The organism is Thiobacillus thioparus DSM 505 (genome assembly GCF_000373385.1).
GTDB lineage: Bacteria > Pseudomonadota > Gammaproteobacteria > Burkholderiales > Thiobacillaceae > Thiobacillus > Thiobacillus thioparus.
In genome coordinates this window covers 1-19,828 of record NZ_KB891327.1, presented here as the reverse complement: position 1 = coordinate 19,828, position 19,828 = coordinate 1, and the positions used below count along the sequence as shown (strand labels likewise).

Below are 19,828 nucleotides of genomic sequence, written 5' to 3'. Positions count from 1 at the left end.
TTGCGTCAAGCACGCAATGCGGCATTGCATTGACGAAGCGCGGCACTGACCAGTTTCTGTACGGCATCCTCCACATCCTGATCCGTCAATGTGCGTTCAGTATCTTGCATAACTACCCGTATAGCAAGGCTTTTTTGGTTTTCCGCCACACCCTTCCCACGGTAATCGTCGAATACCTCGATCGATTGCACGCTGCCCGGAGCGACCTCGCGCAAGGCGGTCAGTAACTCGCCCGCCGGGGTATGGACATCCAGCGCGAACGCCAGATCCCGCCGTACCAGCGGGAAGCGCGACAGGCTCGCATGGCGCGGCAGATCACGCTGGCTGAGCATCTGGCTGTCGAGCTCGAACAGCATCGGCACCGCAGGCAAATCGAACGCCTGCACCAGTCGCGGGTGCAGTGCGCCAATCCAGCCAACGGCCTGGCCATCGACCCATATCTCGGCACTCTGCCCCGGGTGCAACGCGGAATGTGTGCCACGCCGGGTATCGAGCGAGTGGCCGAAGAAGCGTTCGAGATCCCCTTTGAGGTCGAAGAAATCGACTCGGCGCGACGACGCGCCCCATTGTTCGGGCAGCACGTCGCCATAAGCGAGGCCGCCCAGCTTCATGGGCTGCTTGGCCTGCGACGTGTACACCCGCCCCAGTTCGAAGATGCGCACCCGTTCCTGCTGGCGGTTGAGGTTGTGGCGCAAGGTCTCGATCAGGCCGCCCCACAGGGTGGTGCGCATCGCCGATAGCTGGCTGGCGATGGGATTGGCCAGCGGCAGCGGACGGGCATCGGTGTCGAGCGCCGTTTCCCAGGCCGGGTCGACAAAGCTGTAGGTGATGACTTCCTGGTAATCCAGGTCGACCAGCATCTGACGGAGCGTGTCGTCGGCCAACACAGTTTCGTCCTGCGGCAGCATGCGCGAAGGCGCGGCGGGTGGCTGCGCCGGAATATTGTCGTAGCCGAACAGGCGCACCGCTTCCTCGATCAGATCTTCCTCGATCGTGAGGTCGAAGCGGAAGCTCGGCGGGGTGACGATGAGACGGTCATCCTGGCGCTCGACGTGCGCGCCCAGTGCAGCAAGGCCTCGCGTCACCTGATCGGTCTCCATTTCAATGCCGGCCACGCGCTTCAGCCGCGCCAGCCGCAGCGTGATTGGCTGCCGCTGGGGCAACGTGGCCACCGCCTCGGTAATGGGCCCGGCCTGGCCTCCACAGATGTCAATCAGCAACTCGGTCGCACGCTCCAGCGCCCGGCGGGTCGCGCCGAAATCGACACCGCGTTCGAAGCGGTGCGACGAATCGGTCGACAGGCCCAGCCGGCGTGCCCGTCCGGCGATGGCGGTCGGGGTAAAGAAAGCGGCCTCGAGAAACACATCCACGGTAGCCCGTTCGACGCTGGTCGGCAGCCCGCCCATGATGCCGGCCAACGCCACCGGGCCGCTGGCGTCGGCGATCACCAGCATGTCGGGGGCGAGTTCGGCCGTCTGACCGTTCAGCAATTCCAGCTGCTCGCCCGCGCGCGCCATGCGCACTTCGATGCCTCCATTGAGGCGCGACAAAGCAAACGCATGCATCGGCTGACCGAGTTCGAGCAGCACGTAGTTGGTGACGTCGATCGGTGCCAGCAGCGGGCGGATACCGCTACGCTCCAGGCGTTCCGCCATCCAGCGCGGCGTCGGCGCCTGCGCATCGATCCCGCGCACCACCCGTCCCAGATACAGCGGACAGGCTTCGCTGGCCGATACCTGGACCGGCACCGTGTCCTGGATGCGTGTGTCGACTGCCCGGACCTGGGGCAGGCGCACGTCGGCCCCGGTGATCGCGCCGACTTCCCGCGCCAGACCCTGCATCGACAGACAGTCCGCCCGGTTGGGCGTGAGCTTCAGGGTGATCAGGGTATCGTCGAGGTTAAGCCAGCTGCGGAAATCCTCGCCCACCGGCGCATCCTCCGGCAGCACCATCAAACCGTCCGCCGCGCCTTCAAGACCCAGTTCCTTGGTCGAGCAAAGCATGCCGAAGGATTCGACGCCGCGCACCTTGGCGACCTTGATTTCGATTCCCGGCAGGATCGCCCCGGGCCGGGCACACGGAACCTTGAGACCGGCCGCCGCATTCGGCGCACCGCACACGATGGTGATCGGCGACGCTTCGCCGACGTCGACCTGACACACGCGCAGGCGGTCGGCATCGGGATGCTTGTCTGCGGACAGGATTTCAGCCACCACCACGTTGCTGAACGGCGGCGCAGCAGGCGTCAACGCTTCGACTTCCAGACCCGCCATGGTCACGACATGGGCAAGTTGCGCGGTATCGAGCGCAGGGTTGACGAGATTGCGCAGCCAAGACTCGGGAAATTGCATGATGAATGCGCTCTAATTAATTGAATTGTTTAAGGAAGCGAAGATCATTTTCAAAAAACAATCGCAGATCGTCGACACCGTAGCGCAGCATCGCGAGGCGCTCGACGCCCAGGCCGAACGCGAAGCCGACGAAACGCTCGGTATCGATGTCGACATGTTTGAATACATTCGGATGCACCATGCCGCAGCCCAGCACTTCCAGCCAACCGGTGTGCGAGCACACGCGACAGCCTTCGCCACCGCACATCACGCAGCCGATGTCCATTTCGGCCGACGGCTCGGTAAACGGGAAGAACGAAGGACGGAAGCGTACCGGCAGATCGTCGCGCTCGAAGAAATTGCGCATGAAGTCTGCGAGCACGCCTTTGAGGTCGGCGAACGACACCGATTCGTCGACCCACAAGCCCTCGACCTGATGGAACATCGGCGTGTGCGTGACGTCCGAATCGCAGCGATAGACCCGCCCCGGTGCAATGATGCGCAGCGGCGGCTGGTGGGTCTGCATATAGCGCACCTGCACCGGCGAGGTATGGGTGCGCAGCAGTTCGCCGCTCTGCAGGTAGAAGGTATCGTGCATCGCGCGTGCCGGGTGGTCTTCCGGGATGTTGAGCGCGGTGAAGTTATAGAAATCGGTCTCGATCTCGGGCCCGGTTGCTACCTCGAAGCCAATCGAGCGGAACAGCGCCTGGATGCGTGCCAGCGTGCGCGATACCGGATGCAGGCCGCCGCGCGCCAGCCCCCGTCCCGGCAGCGTCACGTCCAGCGTTTCGGCCGCCAGCTGGCGCTCCAGTTCGGCTTGCTGCAAGGCTTCGCGACGGTCCTTGAGCGCCGCCTCCACCGCCTGCTTGGCTTCGTTGATGCGCGCCCCGGCGGTCTTGCGCTCGTCGGCGGGCATCGCTCCCAGGCTTTTCAGCAGTTCGGTCAGCTGGCCGCTCTTGCCCAGATAGGCCGCCTTCACCTGTTCCAGATTCGGCAGATCAGGGGAAGCATGAATCGCGTTAAGGGCGTCGGCAACGATTTCGTTGGGATTGCGCATGGCGGTTATCTGGAAAATCTCAAATTCGTCCACGAAGGACACGAAATTCCCGAATCAAAACAATCGGATCTTCGCGCCTCTTCGTGTTCTTCGTGGATAAACATTTTGCTTTAAGACAGCACCAACAAAAAAAGGCCTTGCGGCCTTTTCTTGTTGTTTCGATGCCGCTTACGCAGCGAGCTTGGCCTTGACCTGATCGACGATCTTGGCAAAGGCATCCTTGTCGAAGATCGCGATGTCGGACAGCACCTTGCGGTCGATGCCGATTTCGGCACGGGACAGGCCGTTCATGAACACGCTGTAGGTCAGGCCATGCTGACGCGAAGCGGCGTTGATACGGGCAATCCACAGTGCGCGGAACTGGCGCTTACGCTGACGACGGTCGCGGTACTGGTACTGGCCGGCCTTCATCACCGCTTCGTTGGCGACACGGAATACGTTCTTGCGACGACCGCGATAGCCTTTGGCGGCATCGAGGACTTTCTTGTGGCTGGCGCGGGCGGTTACACCCCGTTTGACGCGTGGCATGCTTTCTCTCCTTTATGCGTAGGGCAACATGCGTGCAACCGCTTTGTGGTTGCTGGCATTGACGGTTTCCATGCCGCGCAACTGGCGCTTACGCTTGGTGCTCTTCTTGGTGAGAATGTGGCGCATGAATGCATGCGAGCGCTTGAATCCGCCGCCGCCCAGCGCACGGAACCGCTTGGCGGCGCCGCTCTTGCTTTTCATCTTAGGCATGATGTTTCCTTTTATTTCATGCGGTCAGGTGACCCCGCGACGCGGAATGCTTCACCTACCCGACTGCACGTATTGTTGGCGTTTTTGACCACTGGCTTAACCAGCACGGGTCCGAGAAACGCCGGTCTCGAAACTCAAATCTTTTTCTTGGGCGCCAGCATCATCACCAACTGCCGACCTTCCATCTTGGGGAACTGCTCGACCACCGCAAGTTCGGCCAGGTCGTTTGATACGCGCCGCAACTGGGCCATGCCGATTTCCTGGTTGGCCATCTCCCGACCCCGAAAACGCAATGTAATCTTGGTCTTATCGCCTTCTTCGAGAAACTTGATGAGGTTGCGAAGCTTGATCTGGTAATCGCCTTCGTCCGTACCCGGACGGAACTTGATTTCCTTGATCTGGACCTGCTTCTGCTTCAGCTTGGCTTCGTGCTGCTTCTTGCTTTCCTGATATTTGAACTTACCGTAGTCCATGATCTTGCACACGGGCGGCTGGGCCGTCGGCGCAATTTCAACCAGATCCAAGTCAGCTTCTTCCGCCTGCCGCAGCGCATCGTAAATCTTCACAATGCCGAGCTGTTCGCCTTCCACACCGACCAACCGCACCTCAGGGGCTGTAATTTCACCATTGATGCGTGTCTGCTTCTTTTCTGTCGCGATGAGCCGTTCTCCAAATAAAAACCTGACGCTTGGCGCCGAGGCAAAAAAGGTCAAACAAATTAAAGAAGGCGTGGGACCCGATCCCGATCACGGGAGGTCCCGACGCCTTGTTTGACCGCTGTTACTGGCGCGCCAGCGTTTCCGCTTTCAGGCGCGCAATCAAGTCATTCAAACCGAGCTGCCCCAAATCCTGATTGCCACGGGCACGGACGGCGACCACTCCGGCCTCCATCTCCTTGTCACCGACGACCACCTGATAAGGCAGCTTCTGCAAGCTATGTTCCCGGATTTTATAGGTAATCTTGTTATTACTCAAGTCCGACACCGCGCGGATGCCCGCCTCGCGCAGCGCCTGTACGACTTTCCGGGCATATTCGGCCTGGCGTTCGCTGATATTCAGGACCATGACCTGTACCGGCGCCAGCCACAGCGGGAAGTTGCCGGCGTGGTGCTCGATCAGGATACCGATGAAACGCTCCATCGAACCGAGGATCGCGCGATGCAGCATCACCGGCGGCTTGCGGCTGTTGTCCTCGTCGACGAACTCGGCACCGAGGCGCACTGGCAGGTTGAAGTCGAGCTGGATGGTGCCGCATTGCCACAGCCGGCCGAGCGTGTCCTTCAGCGTGAATTCGATCTTGGGGCCATAAAAGGCGCCCTCGCCCGGTTGCAGGTCGAAGGCCAGCTTGTTCTTTTCGAGCGCGGCGGCGAGCGCCGCTTCGGCTTTGTCCCAGCTCTCGTCCGAGCCGACGCGCTTGTCCGGCCGGGTCGACAGCTTGACCAGCACGTCGTTGAAGCCGAAATCCGCATAGACCTTCTGCAGCATGACGATGAAGTCGGCGACTTCGGCCTCGATCTGGTCTTCGGTACAGAAGATGTGCGCGTCGTCCTGGGTGAAGCCGCGCACCCGCATGATGCCGTGCAGTGCGCCTGACGGCTCGTTTCGATGACAGGAACCGAACTCGGCCAGGCGTAAAGGCAGGTCGCGGTAGGAATGCAAGCCGCTGTTGAATATCTGCACGTGCCCCGGGCAGTTCATCGGCTTGACCGCATAGTCGCGGTTTTCCGACGCCGTGGTGAACATGTTGTCGCGGTAGTTATCCCAGTGGCCGGACTTCTCCCACAGGCTTTTGTCCATCACCGCCGGGGTGCGCACTTCCTGGTAGCCGTATTCGACGAATTTCTGCCGCATGTACTGCTCGATCTGCTGCCACACGATCCAGCCCTTGGGGTGCCAGAACACCATGCCCGGCGCCTCGTCCTGCATGTGCAACAGGTCGAGCTGCTTGGCGAGGCGGCGGTGGTCGCGCTTCTCCGCCTCTTCCAGCCGGTGCAGGTAGGCCTCGAGGTCATCCTTCTTCGCCCACGCAGTGCCGTAGATGCGCTGCAGCATTGGATTCTTCGAGTCGCCGCGCCAATAGGCCCCGGCCAGCTTCATCAGCTTGAACGCGCGCGGCAGCTTGCCGGTGGACGGCAGGTGCGGGCCGCGGCAGACGTCGAACCACTCGCCCTGACGGTAGATCGAGAGTTCCTCGCCCTTGGGAATCACTTCGTCGATGATCTGCACCTTGTAGGTCTCGCCGAGTTCGGCGAACACCCGCATGGCGTCCTCGCGTTCCCACACCTCGCGCACGATGGGCAGATCGCGCTTGACAATCTCGTCCATGCGCTTTTCGATCGCCACCAGGTCCTCTGGCGTAAACGGCTCCGCACGCGCGAAGTCGTAGTAGAAGCCATCCTCGATCGAGGGGCCGATCGTCACCTGGGTGCCCGGGTAGAGCTCCTGCACGGCCTGTGCCATGACATGCGCCGCATCGTGGCGGATCAGGTCGAGCGCCTCCGCATCCTTGGCCGTGACGATGGCAAGCTGCGCGTCGGCATCGATCAGGTGGCTGGTGTCGACCAGCTTGCCGTTCACCCGCCCGGCGAGCGCTGCCTTGGCAAGGCCCGCCCCGATGCTGAATGCGACCTGCGCGACCGTGACCGGGCCCTCGAACGGGCGGACCGAGCCATCGGGAAGCGTGACGTTGACCATTTTCAGACTCCAGAAACGAAAAAAAGCGCGGACCGGCCGCGCTTTTAGGTATTACATTCAAAGATTGCAGAGTACCTGCGAACAGCTATGCGCCGGGTGTTATCCAGTGACAGCCTGGCTAGTTCGCGGTGACATTTCGCAACCTCCGTGGGCAGTTCAGCCCCTCTTGAAACCAGGTCATCCCGACCCCTTAAATATTGGTAGGCGCGATTGGACTCGAACCAACGACCCCCACCATGTCAAGGTGGTGCTCTAACCAGCTGAGCTACGCGCCTAATGCGGGGCGCATCATAACCGAAAGGCCTCGCAGCTGTCGAGTCAGCGTAACTTTTTTATTTACCATGAAGCCCGATTTCTAACCGCCCAGAACATCCTAAATTTGCATGCTTCGGAGGAAGGAATGGCCCCGGCAAACACCGGAATTTCAAAACTTCCCAAGGGGTCTGAATTGCCATTTGCAACACCATGCAACCCCTTACAATCAATCACAAACAGACTCATCAGCCATCAGCAGAGTCACGCTCAAATCAGCCAAACACGCATCAATGGAAGCACGGAAATATCGCTTGCTCAACAGCCGAGAATCAAGCGCACAGCACTTGGCATCGAAACAAGTCGCCACATCCACGAGCCAATCAAAACATCTTGCGCGGTTAAAATTTCCGTGCCCACCGACCACGAAAATTTTTCTTGACAAACACAAAAACCATCCTGTAACTTTCGATCCCACTTAATACACGGCCAACGCAAAGTACGTTGGCTGTTTGCGGAAAACAATAATTAGTTGTTTCCAATGCAGCCTGAGGAGAGCCGCATGCGCTATTGTTTTTTCGCAAAGAGCCAGTCAATCCAGCTTGACCTTATCCAAGGTTCATTCATCCCATTTAAAAATACCGTACCCGTCGCGCAAGCACCTGACGGTTCCTGCATCACCGCCCCCCCCAACGACTTTTCAGCCGCTCGGTGGTTACCTGAGTTGGCTCGGATAACTAACACGTAAGTTTCCCACCAGTCGCAAGGTCCACGACGGATGGTTGCGCACCGCAAAACCGCGGGCGCTGTCGGACGACGTGTGCTGAATCAAACAAAAAATCAGGGGGGAGCATGGGGAAATTACGGTTATTCGCGTTCGCTGGTGTGCTGGGCAGTCTGGCTGTTAGTCAGGTTGCCTGGCCAGTCTCACTTGTCGAAATAGACGCTGCACGCGTCAAAGGTCTGGCCTATCTATTCCAGTCGCAAAAAGGCGATGGCTCCTGGTCGGCCAACGACAGCCTGAAAGTACAAACCACCGCGACCGTGCTGGAAGCGCTGATACATGCCGGGATCAAAACGGGTGAAACCTATGGTGCGGCAAGTGCCTGGCTCGCCAATGCCGAAACGGCCAGTGTCGACTCCACCGCACGCAAGATCGCTGCGTTAGCCGGCACCGGCATGAACATGAAGCCATATGCCCAGGCTTTGCTCACGGCCAGATCCGCTTCGGATCGCCAGGCTTGGGGGGCCTACCCCCAATATGGAGTGAGCTTCCCCGACACGCCTTTGGGTATCGAAGCCGTCCGCCTGTCCGGCTACAGCTACGCTAACCAATCGACTGAACTAAGCAAGGCGGTTGCTTGCGAAATCCTGCCTTCGCAAAGAACGGAAGCGTCTGGCAAAGGGTGGTCCTACATGCCTCGCATCACAACGGGCGAAACCATAAACATAAGTGCCAGTGCCCTGTTGCCAACGGCCATCACTCTCCTGGAAGTCGCCAAGTTAAGTAATGTCAATAACTGGACTTCACTCTATTGCCAGGGTATCGGAACTTATGACCTTACGACGGTTCTCGATAACGGCGTGGCCTATCTCCTGACCAAGAAAAATGCTGACAACTGCTTTGGAGAAAATGGTGTCAGCACGCCCATGCAGACCGCGCTGGTTTATCTTGCCATCCAGGCCGTCAATGCCGCGCATCCCGCTCTAGCGCCTGCCCAGGATTACTTGCTTATTGGCGCCGGCCAGCAATCGGCAGACGGAAGCTGGAACGGAGATCCCCTGTCGACTGCGTTGGTCCTCAAGACGCTTCCCGCTCTCAGCCCCAATACACTGACAGATACGGACCATGATGGCGTACCAGACGAAATTGAGCTGGCCCTCAATAATGGCTCCTCCCCCACCAGCGCAGACGGGCGAGACGCACTCGCGCCCGGCAATGGACAGTCCCTCCCCGGCGTGAATAGCCCGCTCCTCGCTGCATCGCTGCGCTATTTGCACCCGATGAATCCCTTGCAGTTGAGTCCTGCCGGCGCATCAAGCTATGCCATTACAAATGGAGCGCTACCGCCGGGAATCGCAATGGACGGAACAGGTGTTCTGAGCGGAACACCCACACAGATCGGTACCTTCAGTTTTTCCTACAGCGCCGCAAACGCAACTGCAGCCCTGGCTCAACTTGTCGTCAGCCCACCCGACGGCGACCTCAACGATGACGGCCATGTCGACGTCGCCGATATTGCGTTGTTGGAACGCATCGAGTTAGGGCTGACGACAGCGACCTCACTTCAACAAGTGAGTGCCGATGTCTCGCCCGCTGGCGCGCCGGACAACGTGATCGACTTGGCCGATTTACAACGATTGAAGCGCATGGCTTTGGGCCTGGAATAGGCACGAATCGCAAGATTAAGGGGGAAGCATGAACACAAAACAATACTTGGCTTGCTTGGTTACGTTGTCATTATTAGTGGCTGGTTGTACTGGAGTACGCACTTTTTCTGCGTCAGCCAGGCCCGGGGAAACGATCGCTTTGGCTGCAGGCTGGAAACAGCAATTGACCAGAAACGATTTGACAGTCGTCATCACGCCCGCCAGCGGATCGGTTGTCACCTACTCCCCTGGTGACCCCCGCGTACGTGCACTTTTTCAAGTGTATCCGGACCCGGTTTCGAAACTAGTGGTATCCGACAGATCAGGGGTTTCATACCCCAATGCGGGCCTATCAAACTATGCGGGTGGGTTCAACACTTTAGGCGCTGAGTTCGGCTCCTGGTTTGTGCGGCCGATGGCGGGCAATCAAAACGACTGGTCTGACACCTTGGTTTTACTGGATTTGCCGACGACGCTGGCGCCAGGTGAGGCAAGCATTGCGTTCATGGCTGGAGGTGTAAACGTCATGCAGCAGCCCGCATTGGTGGAGGTACTGCCCCTACAGGCTGGCGCACAAAATCAACTCGAACTGGGAGACAACACCGGAGCGCCGGGGCCCATCCGATCTATTGAGCGGGCGCCCCATTACGTGGTCCATTTTAGTGGGCCGACAGGCGTCATCCCCCATTCCATACAAGCAGAGTTTACGCGCACCTTGGCGGCCACCGGAAGCTCATGGGTAACCCAAGGCCGGGGCGACATCATGAACCTTACCTGGGCGGATACAGGGTCATCGATTAAGGTTCTTCGCTCCCCGGTCAAAGGTGAGTCCTCAGCGCTTCTCACAGACTTCGATTTCTACGTAACCGGAGCAGTGACAACTCTCGCACTAAGCACGATTAAAACGTACGACGTCTCAGGAAATGTCCTTACAGGATTTTCCGCAAGCCTCCAGTACATCAGCAATTAAGGATTGGCGATGAAAGCGATCGGAAGATATTTGGGGCTGATAGTGTTCATGGTGGCCGCACTAAATGCATGTACAGGGGTGAAAACTTTTACAACAGCAGCGCGCCCAGGCGAAACCGTTGCGTTGGCAATTGATCGCCAAACAAACTTGAAGCGTGCAAACGTTACAGTAACCATTACGCCGGCAACTGGATCACCAATCGTTTATGCGCCACTCGATCCCAGGGTCAGGTCTATTCTGAATCTCTATCCCGACCCCGTATCTAACGCAGTCGTGACGCAACGTACCGACACACCTACAAATACAGGGACCTTTATTGAAACGTGGGCAACCGAAGGCGACCCAGACTGGTGGCAAACTTTCATGTTGCTCGATTTGCCTGCTGACATTGCTCCGGGGATTGCAACCGTATCAATTTCCGATAGTTTGGGCGCAATCATAGCCCCCGCCAGTGTTGAAATTCTGACTGGCACGAGTACGAAAAATGGGTTTGCATTTACTAAGTTTGGCAGCACGTTTTCAGCGGATACGGCCGGTCCACCAGTGTTACACGCACCGAAAGATTTGGAGCGTAGCCCACACGCCGTCGTTGATTTTACGGGCAACACCATCCCGCACGCCGTCCAAATCGAATTCAGCCATACCCCGAGCGTGGGCGCTGCCTACGTGGTCAACCCGCGCGGAGACCTCAAGAACGTCACCTGGAGCGACGACGGAAGCAACCTGAAGGTTTTCATCACGCCCAGTACCGGGTTGACCACCACGCAGATCAAGGATTTCAAGTTTTATGTGGCCGGTGGGCTGACCGGTTTGAGCCAAACCAGTCTCAAGGCCTACGACCAACTGGGCGTTCCGGTGAGCGGCGTAACCGCGACCATCACCCAGCATTGATGCGGAGAACATAGTGACACTTTATGCACGTTATCTCTTGTCGGTTGGCTTGCTTGCCAATTCGCTGGCTGCATTCGCCACCCCCCCGACCATCATGCTCAATTACCCGCCGCAAGCAGCGGCCTTCAGCGCACCCGCCGCAATCCCGCTGGTAGTCGCCGCATCGGATCCGGATGGCGGCACGATCACCAAGGTCGAGTATTTCTTGGGAGGAGCTCTTCTCGGTACGGTCACGACCGCACCCTTCGGCGCAACCTTGAATGGCGTAGGCGCAGGAACCTACACCTTCAGCGCCAAGGCAACAGACAGCCAGGGAGAAACAGCGATTTCCAATGCGGCGACCGTCACGGTTTACAGCCCGGTAGCGGGAAATACAGCGCCGGCTGTCGGCGTGACGGTACCGTCCAATGGCTCGGCCTATAGCCTCAATGCAGGTCCGGTTACGGTGCCTTTATTGATTAACGCCACAGACAATGCATCCGTCAACCGAATCGAACTGTTCATCAATGGCAGCTACCTTGGATCAGTGTCAGACAACGTACTCACCAGCAATATCGGTTTCTCCAATCCAGGCACTTACTCGATCATCGCGCGCGCCTACGACAATCTGGGTATCTCAACCACCTCTGCGCCCTCGACCGTCAACATTTACGCTGCGTCAGCAGGAAATGGCGCACCGGTAGCGAATTTGACCAGTCCCCTTTCAGGGGCCTCGTACTTGCCCCCGGCAACCATTCCCATCACTGCCACGGCCTCCGATCCCGATGGCAGCATCAACCGTGTCGAGTTCTATCTCAATAACAACCTGTTAAATATCATGCCCACGGCGCCTTATACATTCGGCCTGGGCGGGGTTGCGGCGGGCAGCTACACATTCCGGGCACGTGCGTATGACAACCTCGGCGTCTACACGGATAGCCCGACCATTCCAATCGTCGTCAATACTCCGCCGACAGTGAGCATCACCACTCCGGCAAACAATACCGTGATCAGCGCGCCTGCGTCATTCAATTTACAGGCCAATGCAACCGATGGAGACGGCAATCTCAGCAAGGTCGAGTTCTATCAGGGAACAACCCTGCTCGGCGAGGACACGTCCTCTCCTTACAGCTGGCCCTTGAATAACGTCACATGGGGCACCTACGCCTACACCGCCAAGGCCTACGATGCGCTGGACGCCGTGGTTACGTCCAACGCCGTCAACGTAGTGGTCAATCAGCCCCCCACCATAAGTTTGACTGCCTCAAGCGTATATGGCGGATACAACGCACCGGCGGACATCCTGCTGACAGCCACACCTGCCGACGTGGACGGAACGATCACGAAAGTGGAATTTTATTCGGGGGCGCAGCTTATCAACACCCGCACAGTATCGCCTTACACCTATACCGTACCCGGCACGCCCGCGGGCAGCTACACCTATACAGCGAAGGTCTACGACAACCGGTCCGCCGTTACCACCTCGAACGCGGTCAACGTCACGGTCTCTCCCTCTCTGTCGCCCGCCACCTTCACCTACGACGAGCTGGGCCGGTTAATCGGCGTACAGCATTAAGGAACGGATGCCATGTTGAATCGAATTTTCCTGATGTCACTACTGCTTGCACCCGCCGTTTCCTGGGCCGCCTGCACCAGCCATAAAGTGGGCACGTTGACCCTGGACTGCACAGCCGCAGGCCATGAATTGAACAATCCTGCGACCAGCGGGATTTCCTTGCAGACCCAGCCTGATAAGAACAAGCCAGGAAGACCCGCCACCATCAGAGTGGTTCGTCCACATGAAACCTTCGACATGGAAGGGCCTGCGGATAAAGCAACCGTCAATACGCCCAGAGAAACGAATATCGGCCCGGACACACCCGGGACAGACAAGCCAGCCAACAAGAAATCCAACGTGCCCAAAAGAATGCCCGAGTAAGGCATCAGAAAAGCAGCACGAAAAAACATAAGGGGTAGGCCACGCCAGTCAGGTGGCCTGAGCAAATCAGTGAGGATGATTGCAATGCGTTTACATTCAGTTTTGTCGATGGCGAGCCTGTGTCTTGCCCTTGTTCCCTGCGTGGCCCGGGCTGAGCATGTGGATCCTGCCCCCTTATCCGATGAAGTCATCCAGTACCTTGGCAAGCTGATGAGCCCGGGCCCGGTCGATCCGTTGCCGGACATGATCCGCTACCAGATCGACGAAGCCGCGGCACTGGTTCTGCGCATCAAGCTCGACAAGGATGGACAGCAATGGTCCAGCCTGCGTCCGCAACTGGAAGCCAAGCTCAACGAGATCGGCGTTCTAAGGGACGAAGCCGCAAGCAAATACGACCAGAAATCCGCGCCTCAAACGCTCGATGCCAAACCAGCATCGCTTATTGGTCCAGACGGAAAGAAACTCAAGCTCAACAAGCAACAACTCAAGGCCCTGCAAACCAGCCCCGTTCAACTGGTACAACAACCCTCGGTAGGTTCGCGCTTCGACCAGATCATTCAATCGATGCAAGCCGTGCTGCAGGCAAATAATGCAGCATCACGCAACCAGGCCGTCGCCAATGCACTGAACGTGCTCAATACCGTAGGCGGACGCAATCGGCAAGGCAAGGCGTTCGAACAGCTGAGTCCCGAACCCACCTTCAGGCACGACACCCCGACCAAGGAAGTTCCCGAGGATTACAAGCCAGCGTCTGAGCCGGCGTATGTTGCTTATCAGCAGCGCACACGCCAGAACATGTTTGCCTTCTTGGGCGACACCTTGCTCGCTACGGGGCCGGACCCGACCCCGCCCGAAGCCCAAGTGTGTTACCCCGACCCGCAGTACGACCAGACAAAGGACGTCGGAGAGAATGAAGAAGTACAGCTAAATGCCGAAATTCTGGCCTTGGCCGAGAAGCTGGGCTACTCGCCGGTCAAAATTTTCCAGTATGTCGCGAATGAAATTGCCTTCGAGCCCTACTATGGCTCGCTCAAAGGCGCACAGGGCACGCTCGTCAGCAAGGCCGGCAACTCAACCGACCAGGCTTCCCTGCTCATCGCACTGTTGCGTGCCTCCAATATTCCAGCGCGCTATGTATTGGGATCGATCCAATTCGACAACGGTGATCCGCGTTTGCTACGCTGGATTGGCGCCAAGACGTTCGTTGCAACTCAGTCGATTCTTACGCAAGGCAAGATACCCACCGGCACCACAGCCCAGACTCTCTACTTCAATCACGTCTGGGTCGAGGCTTGCGTACCATATGGAAACTACCGTGGCACGGGTGTAGACAAAACCGGCCACCGCTGGATTCCCCTGGACCCCAGTTTCAAGGAAAAAACCTACCAGAACGGCATCGCCGTCAACGTCGATTTCGACTATGCCAGCTATATGGCACAACGAACCGACGGCCCCGACAGCCTGCCGCACGAGAAATATCAGCGCCAAGTCGAAGCCTACGTCAAATCCCTACCCGCGGCCAACGGTAGCAACAACACCATCCAGGACGTGGGATATATCGGGAAACAGGTCGCCAGAAAATTCGACATCCTGCCTGCTTCTCTGCCCTACAAGGTCCGGCAGTTCAGTTCCTGGGGGACAGGCTATACAGCCGAAACAGATACCGTCCCTGATAGCCATCGCTACAAGCTCGAAATTACAGCAGGCGGAATCACAGCACCTGTCGTTTTTTCAATGCCAAAAGATAGTTTGAGTAGGATAACGTTATCTTTTGTAGATATGGACGGCAATACATTTGCCTTGCCACCTGTTCTGCCGCCAGTACCAGGTGGTGGATGGGGTTGCGTTAATACTAGTTGTAGCAATGTATATATTAAGTGGGCAAAAACTCAAGTTAAGCTGAACGGAAATAGCGTTTCTCTTGGCGATCCGTTTAGTGCAGTTTCTGCAGGCGCGACAACCTGTTATTTATCTGGGAATCCATCCTTCCCATATTTTTGCAATATCACGAGTTATGTTCCAAAAACAATAAATCTCACTATAAAACTTAAGCGCAATGGCACAGAAATTAATAGCGCTATTTTTTCCAATAAGATCAAAACAACGGACTATGTTTCACCTCAGGTTTTTGCCTTTCAAACATCCGATAGATTGCTGAAGGAACGCGCAGCCAAACTCCTGGAGTCCGTTCGCACAACGACGGACCCCAAGACCAATCTCGACGAAACCCTTGGCGAATTTCTTCACATCGCTGGCCTCAAATACATGCGTTACATCTCCGATGCCTACAAACGCATCGGGGAAATGAATGGCGACTCTGGATGGAGCGGCAACCATATCGGTCTGACCTCGGCTAACAACGAAGCACAGACCCTGCTCGATCTTCCGTTTGGCGTGTCGACGCCCCAGCGGAATTTCCTGGTCGACGTTCCCGGAGGTGTGGACCGCGGCGTCGACTTGAGCACAGGCGTGATGCCCTGGAAAAGCTTTCTGCTGAAGGGATATACCGCATCCGCATACGAATCCTACCTCTGGCAGGAAAACGCCAAGCTTGATGCGGTGAGCACCGTACGCGGCGTGCAATATGCACGCGAGAAGGGCATCGAAATCCTGACGCTCACTCCGGACATGTGCCTCCCCGACACGACCGTAATCGATGCCGAATTAGCGAAGCTGACCTCAAACGCAGACAGCACGCTTAATTATCTGGCAGCAGACGTCAGTACTATCAAGGCAATGGTCTGTTCAACCACCAAACCCAAAAAAGCCATCCTGCCACGAAGCATGATTCAATATCAGAATTGGGTCGGCACCGTGTATTTCAGCGAATATCAGCCCACTAATGGAAATTTTGAAGCCGGCTTCACCATCGGCGGCGGCTATCATGGCGGCTACTCATTGGGCAACTACGTCAGCCCCATCGCCAGCCTGAACACGACCACATACGGCCTCGGCAGTACCGGGTTCAACCTGTACAACCCCACCTACAACTGGTCGGCCGCTGCGGGCACGAACTTCACCACGCCGTCGATCCTCAGCTCCGGGGTTAACTACGGCGTCACGCCGCTCAATATCTACTCCGGCGACCCCGTCAACATGGTTACCGGCAACATGTATCACGTCGAGCGCGACCTGAGCATTCCGGGGCGCGGCGGGCTGCCGTTTGTGTTCGAGCGTTCCTACAACAGCCGCGACGCCAAGACCGGCGTGCTGGGTTTCGGCTGGACGCACAGCTTCAACCATCAGCTCAAATTCGAGGACAAGGCCCCGGACGGCTCGGCCGCCGACAACCTGACTTCCACCGTCACCTGGATCGACGGCACCGGCGCGCAGAAATTCATGACGGTGGCCGGTACGGCGGCCGGCGTCGCCGTGGGCGCCACTTTCACCACGCCCAAGGCCTATTACTTCGCCATGAGCAAAACCGCCGCCGGCTATGAGATCCGTGAGAAAAACGGCCTCACCTACACCTTCGAAGGTGTCGCGGGCACGATCAACCAGCAGGCCAAGCTGCTCTCCATCCGCGACCGCAATGGCAACACGCTCACGCTTTCCTACAACCCCGACGGCACCTTGAAGGACGTGACCGACGGACCGGGGCGCAAGCTCGCCTTGACTTACACCAGTGGCCGCATCACCCATATCGACTTCAAGAACGCAGGCGGCGCAATCGTGCGCAGCCACGAATACGTCTACGACGGCAACGACGACCTCGTCGCACACAAGAGCCCGGCCACGCTGCTCGATGCCGTCAAGAATCCGCCCGTGACGTACAGTTATTACACGGCTGCCGCCGACGGCACCAACCTCGGCCACGCCATGAAGCAGTACACGCTGCCGCGCGGCAACGGCATGCAGTTCTTCTACTACGCCAACGGCAAGACCTTCCGCCACCGCGCCATCGGCCCCGGCGGCACCGACCTCGGCCAGGAAATGAGCTTCACCTACAACGACTTCCGCCGCGAGACTGTGCAGCTCAACGAACGCGGCCTCACCCGGCGCTTCTTCTTCGACGCCGACGGCAACCCCTTGCAGATCGTCGAGGAGAACGGCGGCATCCGCGAATACGCCTACGACCCCACCGACCCCGGCAAGCGCCTGTCCAAGCGCGACCCCATGGGCTACGAAACCCACTATGAATACGACGCCCTGGGCAACGTCACCAAGATCACCAACCCCGACGGCGGCTTTGTCCAGTTCTTCGACTTCAATGCCTTCAACCAGCCCCAGCGCAGCCGCGACGCACGCGGCAACTGGAGCCTCGTGCGCTACGACGCCAAGGGCAACCCCACCGACGACATCCGGCTCAAGGCCGGTGTCGTCCCCACCGCCAACACCCGCCCCTTGGATGCCGATATCGTCAGCTGGACGCAGCACGCCTACGACGCCAACGGCAACCGCACCCAGACCCGCCGCCTGAGAAGCACCGCCGGCGCGGCGCTGGGCAGCTTTGCCGGCGGCGCCGGTCCGGCCGTCGCCACCACCTACGACGCCAACGGCCTCTACCCTGTCGCCATCGCTCGCAGTGGCGACAAGACCGGCGACGGCGTCGACGACGCCATTGACAGCGAAACCCTCGCCTACGACGACCAGGGCCGCGAGACCCGCGGCATCGACGGCGACTGGCAGGTCGTCCAGCGCGAATACGATAGTGTCGACCGCGTCAAGCGCGCGACCGATGCGCTGGGCCACTGGCGCGACTACAGCTTCGACGCCAACGGCAACCTCATCAACGAGGCCCTCACCGTCGCCAACGCCCGTGTCGATTCCCGCGTCGCCGTCTACGACGACGCCGACCGCCAGGTCCAGGTGATCGACGCTGCCGGCAACGCCACCCGCATGGAATACGATCCGGCCGGCAACCTTGCCCGCATCACCGACCCCGACGGCTACAGCGCCACGATGGAATACGACGCCAACAACCACGTCGTCGCCGCCGCCGACAAGGAGGGCAACGCCATCGTCAGCAGCCTCGATCTGGACGGCAAGCCGCGCAACGTGGTCGATCCCAACGGCAGCGCGCAGAACTTCGTCTACTACGGCCCCGAGAAGAACGGCCGCCTGAAGCAAAGCCTCGACCCCGCCGGCCGCACCACCACCTACGACTACGACGCCCACGGCAACGCCATCAGTGTTACCGACAACCTCGGCCGCACCACCCAGACGGTCTACGACGAACTCGACCGCCCGGTCAAAAGCGTCGGTCCGGCCGTCGCCGCCGACGACGGCCGTGCTCCGGTCACCTGCAACAAGTACGACACTCTGGGCCGGATGACCGAACTGTGGGCCGGCAGCACCCTCAATCCGTCCGCAGCCTGCGACATGAGTGGTTCTGATCCTGATCTGAAGAAGCAGACCACCGTCGTCTACAACGACTTCGGCTGGAAGGTGAAGGAGACCGACCCCTTGGGTCACGTCTGGACCTGGAGCTACGACCGCTCCGGCAACGTGCTGGAAGCCACCGACGCCAAGAACCAGAAAACCCAGCTCATCTGGGCCTATGGTCATCAGCTTCAGAGCCGCACCGTCAGGGATGTGAATGGCACCGTGTACAAGACCGAAGCCTTCACCCGCAATGCGCTGGGCCAGCCCACCCGCGTCGAGGTCAGGAACGGCAGCGGCAACCTCATCGCCGGGCAGGAAACCGCCTTCGACGCGGCGCATCGCGTGACCCGTCTGACCGACACCCGCCCCGGCACCTCGGCCAAGGCCCGCAGTTTCGCCTGGAGCCCGGGCGGGATGCTGAACACGATGCAGGATCAGAACGGCGCCCGCACNGACTATCTCTACGATCCGGTCGGCAATTTGATCGGCATCTGGGGACCCAACTTCGACTATCTCGCCTTCACCCATGACGCGGGCGGACGCCTCACCGAGAAGTGGGATCCCAACGGCATCAACAGCCAGTACGAGTGGAACCCGGACAACACCCTGGCCCGCATGGCCAACCGGGTGGCGTTCGACGACGCCCACACAATCAGCGTCCACGAGTACGACTACGACGCATTGGGAAGAAGGCAGACGGCGACGGACAAGGCGGGTAGCCTCACCCTGCCCGCGCAGAACGACGCTTACGCCTACGACGCGCTGGACAACCGGACCAGGAGGACGGTGAACGGTGTCGATCAATACGCTGTCTTCGATGCGGCCAACCAGCTCGTCGAGCTACGCAGCGGCAGCCCGACGGGCGCCCTCACCCAGGCCTTCGTCTATGACGCCAACGGCAATCTGACGATGAAGTGCGAAGGCACAGGGGTGAGCCGGACCACGACGACATGCAGCGGCAGCATCGTGTCCTATTTCACTTGGAATCCGGACGACCAGCTCATCGGCTTCAACAAGCTCAGCCTCAGCGAGACCTACCAGTACGACCATCTGGGCAGGCGGATCAGCAAGACGAGCAACGGTGTCACGACCTATTACAGGTACAACGGCGACGATATCGATGCGGAGTACAGCGCGACCTGGAGCGAGACGGCGCGCTATGTGCACGGGCCCAACACGGACGATCCGCTGATGCGGCTCACCGGGCAGACGAACGACCCGAGTGCGACGGCGGTCTATTACCACCAGGACGGGATCAACAGTGTGGTGGCGACCTCGGATCA

Annotated in this window: 13 protein-coding genes and 1 tRNA gene; 7 read left to right on the top strand and 7 right to left on the bottom strand. The window is 58.9% G+C overall.

Features of this window, described 5'->3' with window-relative positions; translation table 11 throughout:
- Window positions 1-5 precede the first annotated feature (5 nt).
- The 7 genes from pheT to B058_RS0109245 all read right to left on the bottom strand — a co-directional run bounded on the left by pheT (window position 6) and on the right by B058_RS0109245 (window position 7,094).
- Complete coding sequence (gene pheT, locus B058_RS0109275; RefSeq protein ID WP_018508199.1) at window positions 6-2,351, bottom strand: phenylalanine--tRNA ligase subunit beta; 2,346 nt, start codon at window positions 2,349-2,351, stop codon at window positions 6-8.
- A 16-nt stretch (window positions 2,352-2,367) separates the two neighbouring features.
- Entirely contained in the window at window positions 2,368-3,387 is a 1,020-nt protein-coding gene (gene pheS, locus B058_RS0109270; protein WP_026240796.1) for a phenylalanine--tRNA ligase subunit alpha, read from the bottom strand.
- 168 nt (window positions 3,388-3,555) lie between these two features.
- Complete coding sequence (gene rplT / locus B058_RS0109265; RefSeq protein ID WP_018508197.1) at window positions 3,556-3,915, bottom strand: 50S ribosomal protein L20; 360 nt, start codon at window positions 3,913-3,915, stop codon at window positions 3,556-3,558.
- 12 nt (window positions 3,916-3,927) lie between these two features.
- Window positions 3,928-4,125 carry a 50S ribosomal protein L35 gene (gene rpmI / locus B058_RS0109260; protein ID WP_011311521.1) on the bottom strand — a complete coding sequence of 66 codons (198 nt, stop codon included), beginning with the start codon at window positions 4,123-4,125 and terminating at the stop codon, window positions 3,928-3,930.
- A gap of 134 nt (window positions 4,126-4,259) precedes the next feature.
- Entirely contained in the window at window positions 4,260-4,838 is a 579-nt protein-coding gene (infC, locus tag B058_RS0109255; RefSeq protein ID WP_425425242.1) for a translation initiation factor IF-3, read from the bottom strand.
- Between the two features lie 67 nt (window positions 4,839-4,905).
- Complete coding sequence (thrS, locus tag B058_RS0109250; protein ID WP_018508194.1) at window positions 4,906-6,819, bottom strand: threonine--tRNA ligase; 1,914 nt, start codon at window positions 6,817-6,819, stop codon at window positions 4,906-4,908.
- 198 nt (window positions 6,820-7,017) lie between these two features.
- A tRNA-Val gene (locus B058_RS0109245) sits at window positions 7,018-7,094 on the bottom strand.
- Between the two features lie 125 nt (window positions 7,095-7,219).
- Here B058_RS0109245 and B058_RS17875 point away from each other — a divergent pair.
- The 7 genes from B058_RS17875 to B058_RS0109215 all read left to right on the top strand — a co-directional run.
- Complete coding sequence (locus B058_RS17875) at window positions 7,220-7,513, top strand: hypothetical protein (protein WP_157265746.1); 294 nt, start codon at window positions 7,220-7,222, stop codon at window positions 7,511-7,513.
- Window positions 7,514-7,923: 410 nt separating this feature from the next.
- On the top strand, window positions 7,924-9,462 hold the full coding sequence (locus B058_RS0109240) for a dockerin type I repeat-containing protein (protein WP_018508193.1): 1,539 nt from the start codon (window positions 7,924-7,926) through the stop codon (window positions 9,460-9,462).
- Window positions 9,463-9,490: 28 nt separating this feature from the next.
- A complete protein-coding gene (locus B058_RS17870) occupies window positions 9,491-10,411 on the top strand; it encodes a hypothetical protein (protein WP_157265744.1) in 921 nt (306 codons plus the stop codon).
- A gap of 9 nt (window positions 10,412-10,420) precedes the next feature.
- Window positions 10,421-11,302, top strand: coding sequence for a hypothetical protein (locus B058_RS17865; protein ID WP_157265741.1), 882 nt, complete (start codon window positions 10,421-10,423; stop codon window positions 11,300-11,302).
- A 13-nt stretch (window positions 11,303-11,315) separates the two neighbouring features.
- Window positions 11,316-12,857 carry an Ig-like domain-containing protein gene (locus tag B058_RS0109225; protein WP_018508190.1) on the top strand — a complete coding sequence of 514 codons (1,542 nt, stop codon included), beginning with the start codon at window positions 11,316-11,318 and terminating at the stop codon, window positions 12,855-12,857.
- A 12-nt stretch (window positions 12,858-12,869) separates the two neighbouring features.
- The gene (locus B058_RS0109220) at window positions 12,870-13,220 is read left to right on the top strand and encodes a hypothetical protein (protein ID WP_018508189.1); all 351 of its coding nucleotides are present in this window, start codon (window positions 12,870-12,872) and stop codon (window positions 13,218-13,220) included.
- Window positions 13,221-13,295: 75 nt separating this feature from the next.
- A partial coding sequence (locus B058_RS0109215) for a DUF6531 domain-containing protein (protein ID WP_040724235.1) occupies window positions 13,296-19,828 on the top strand: 6,533 nt, incomplete at its 3' end.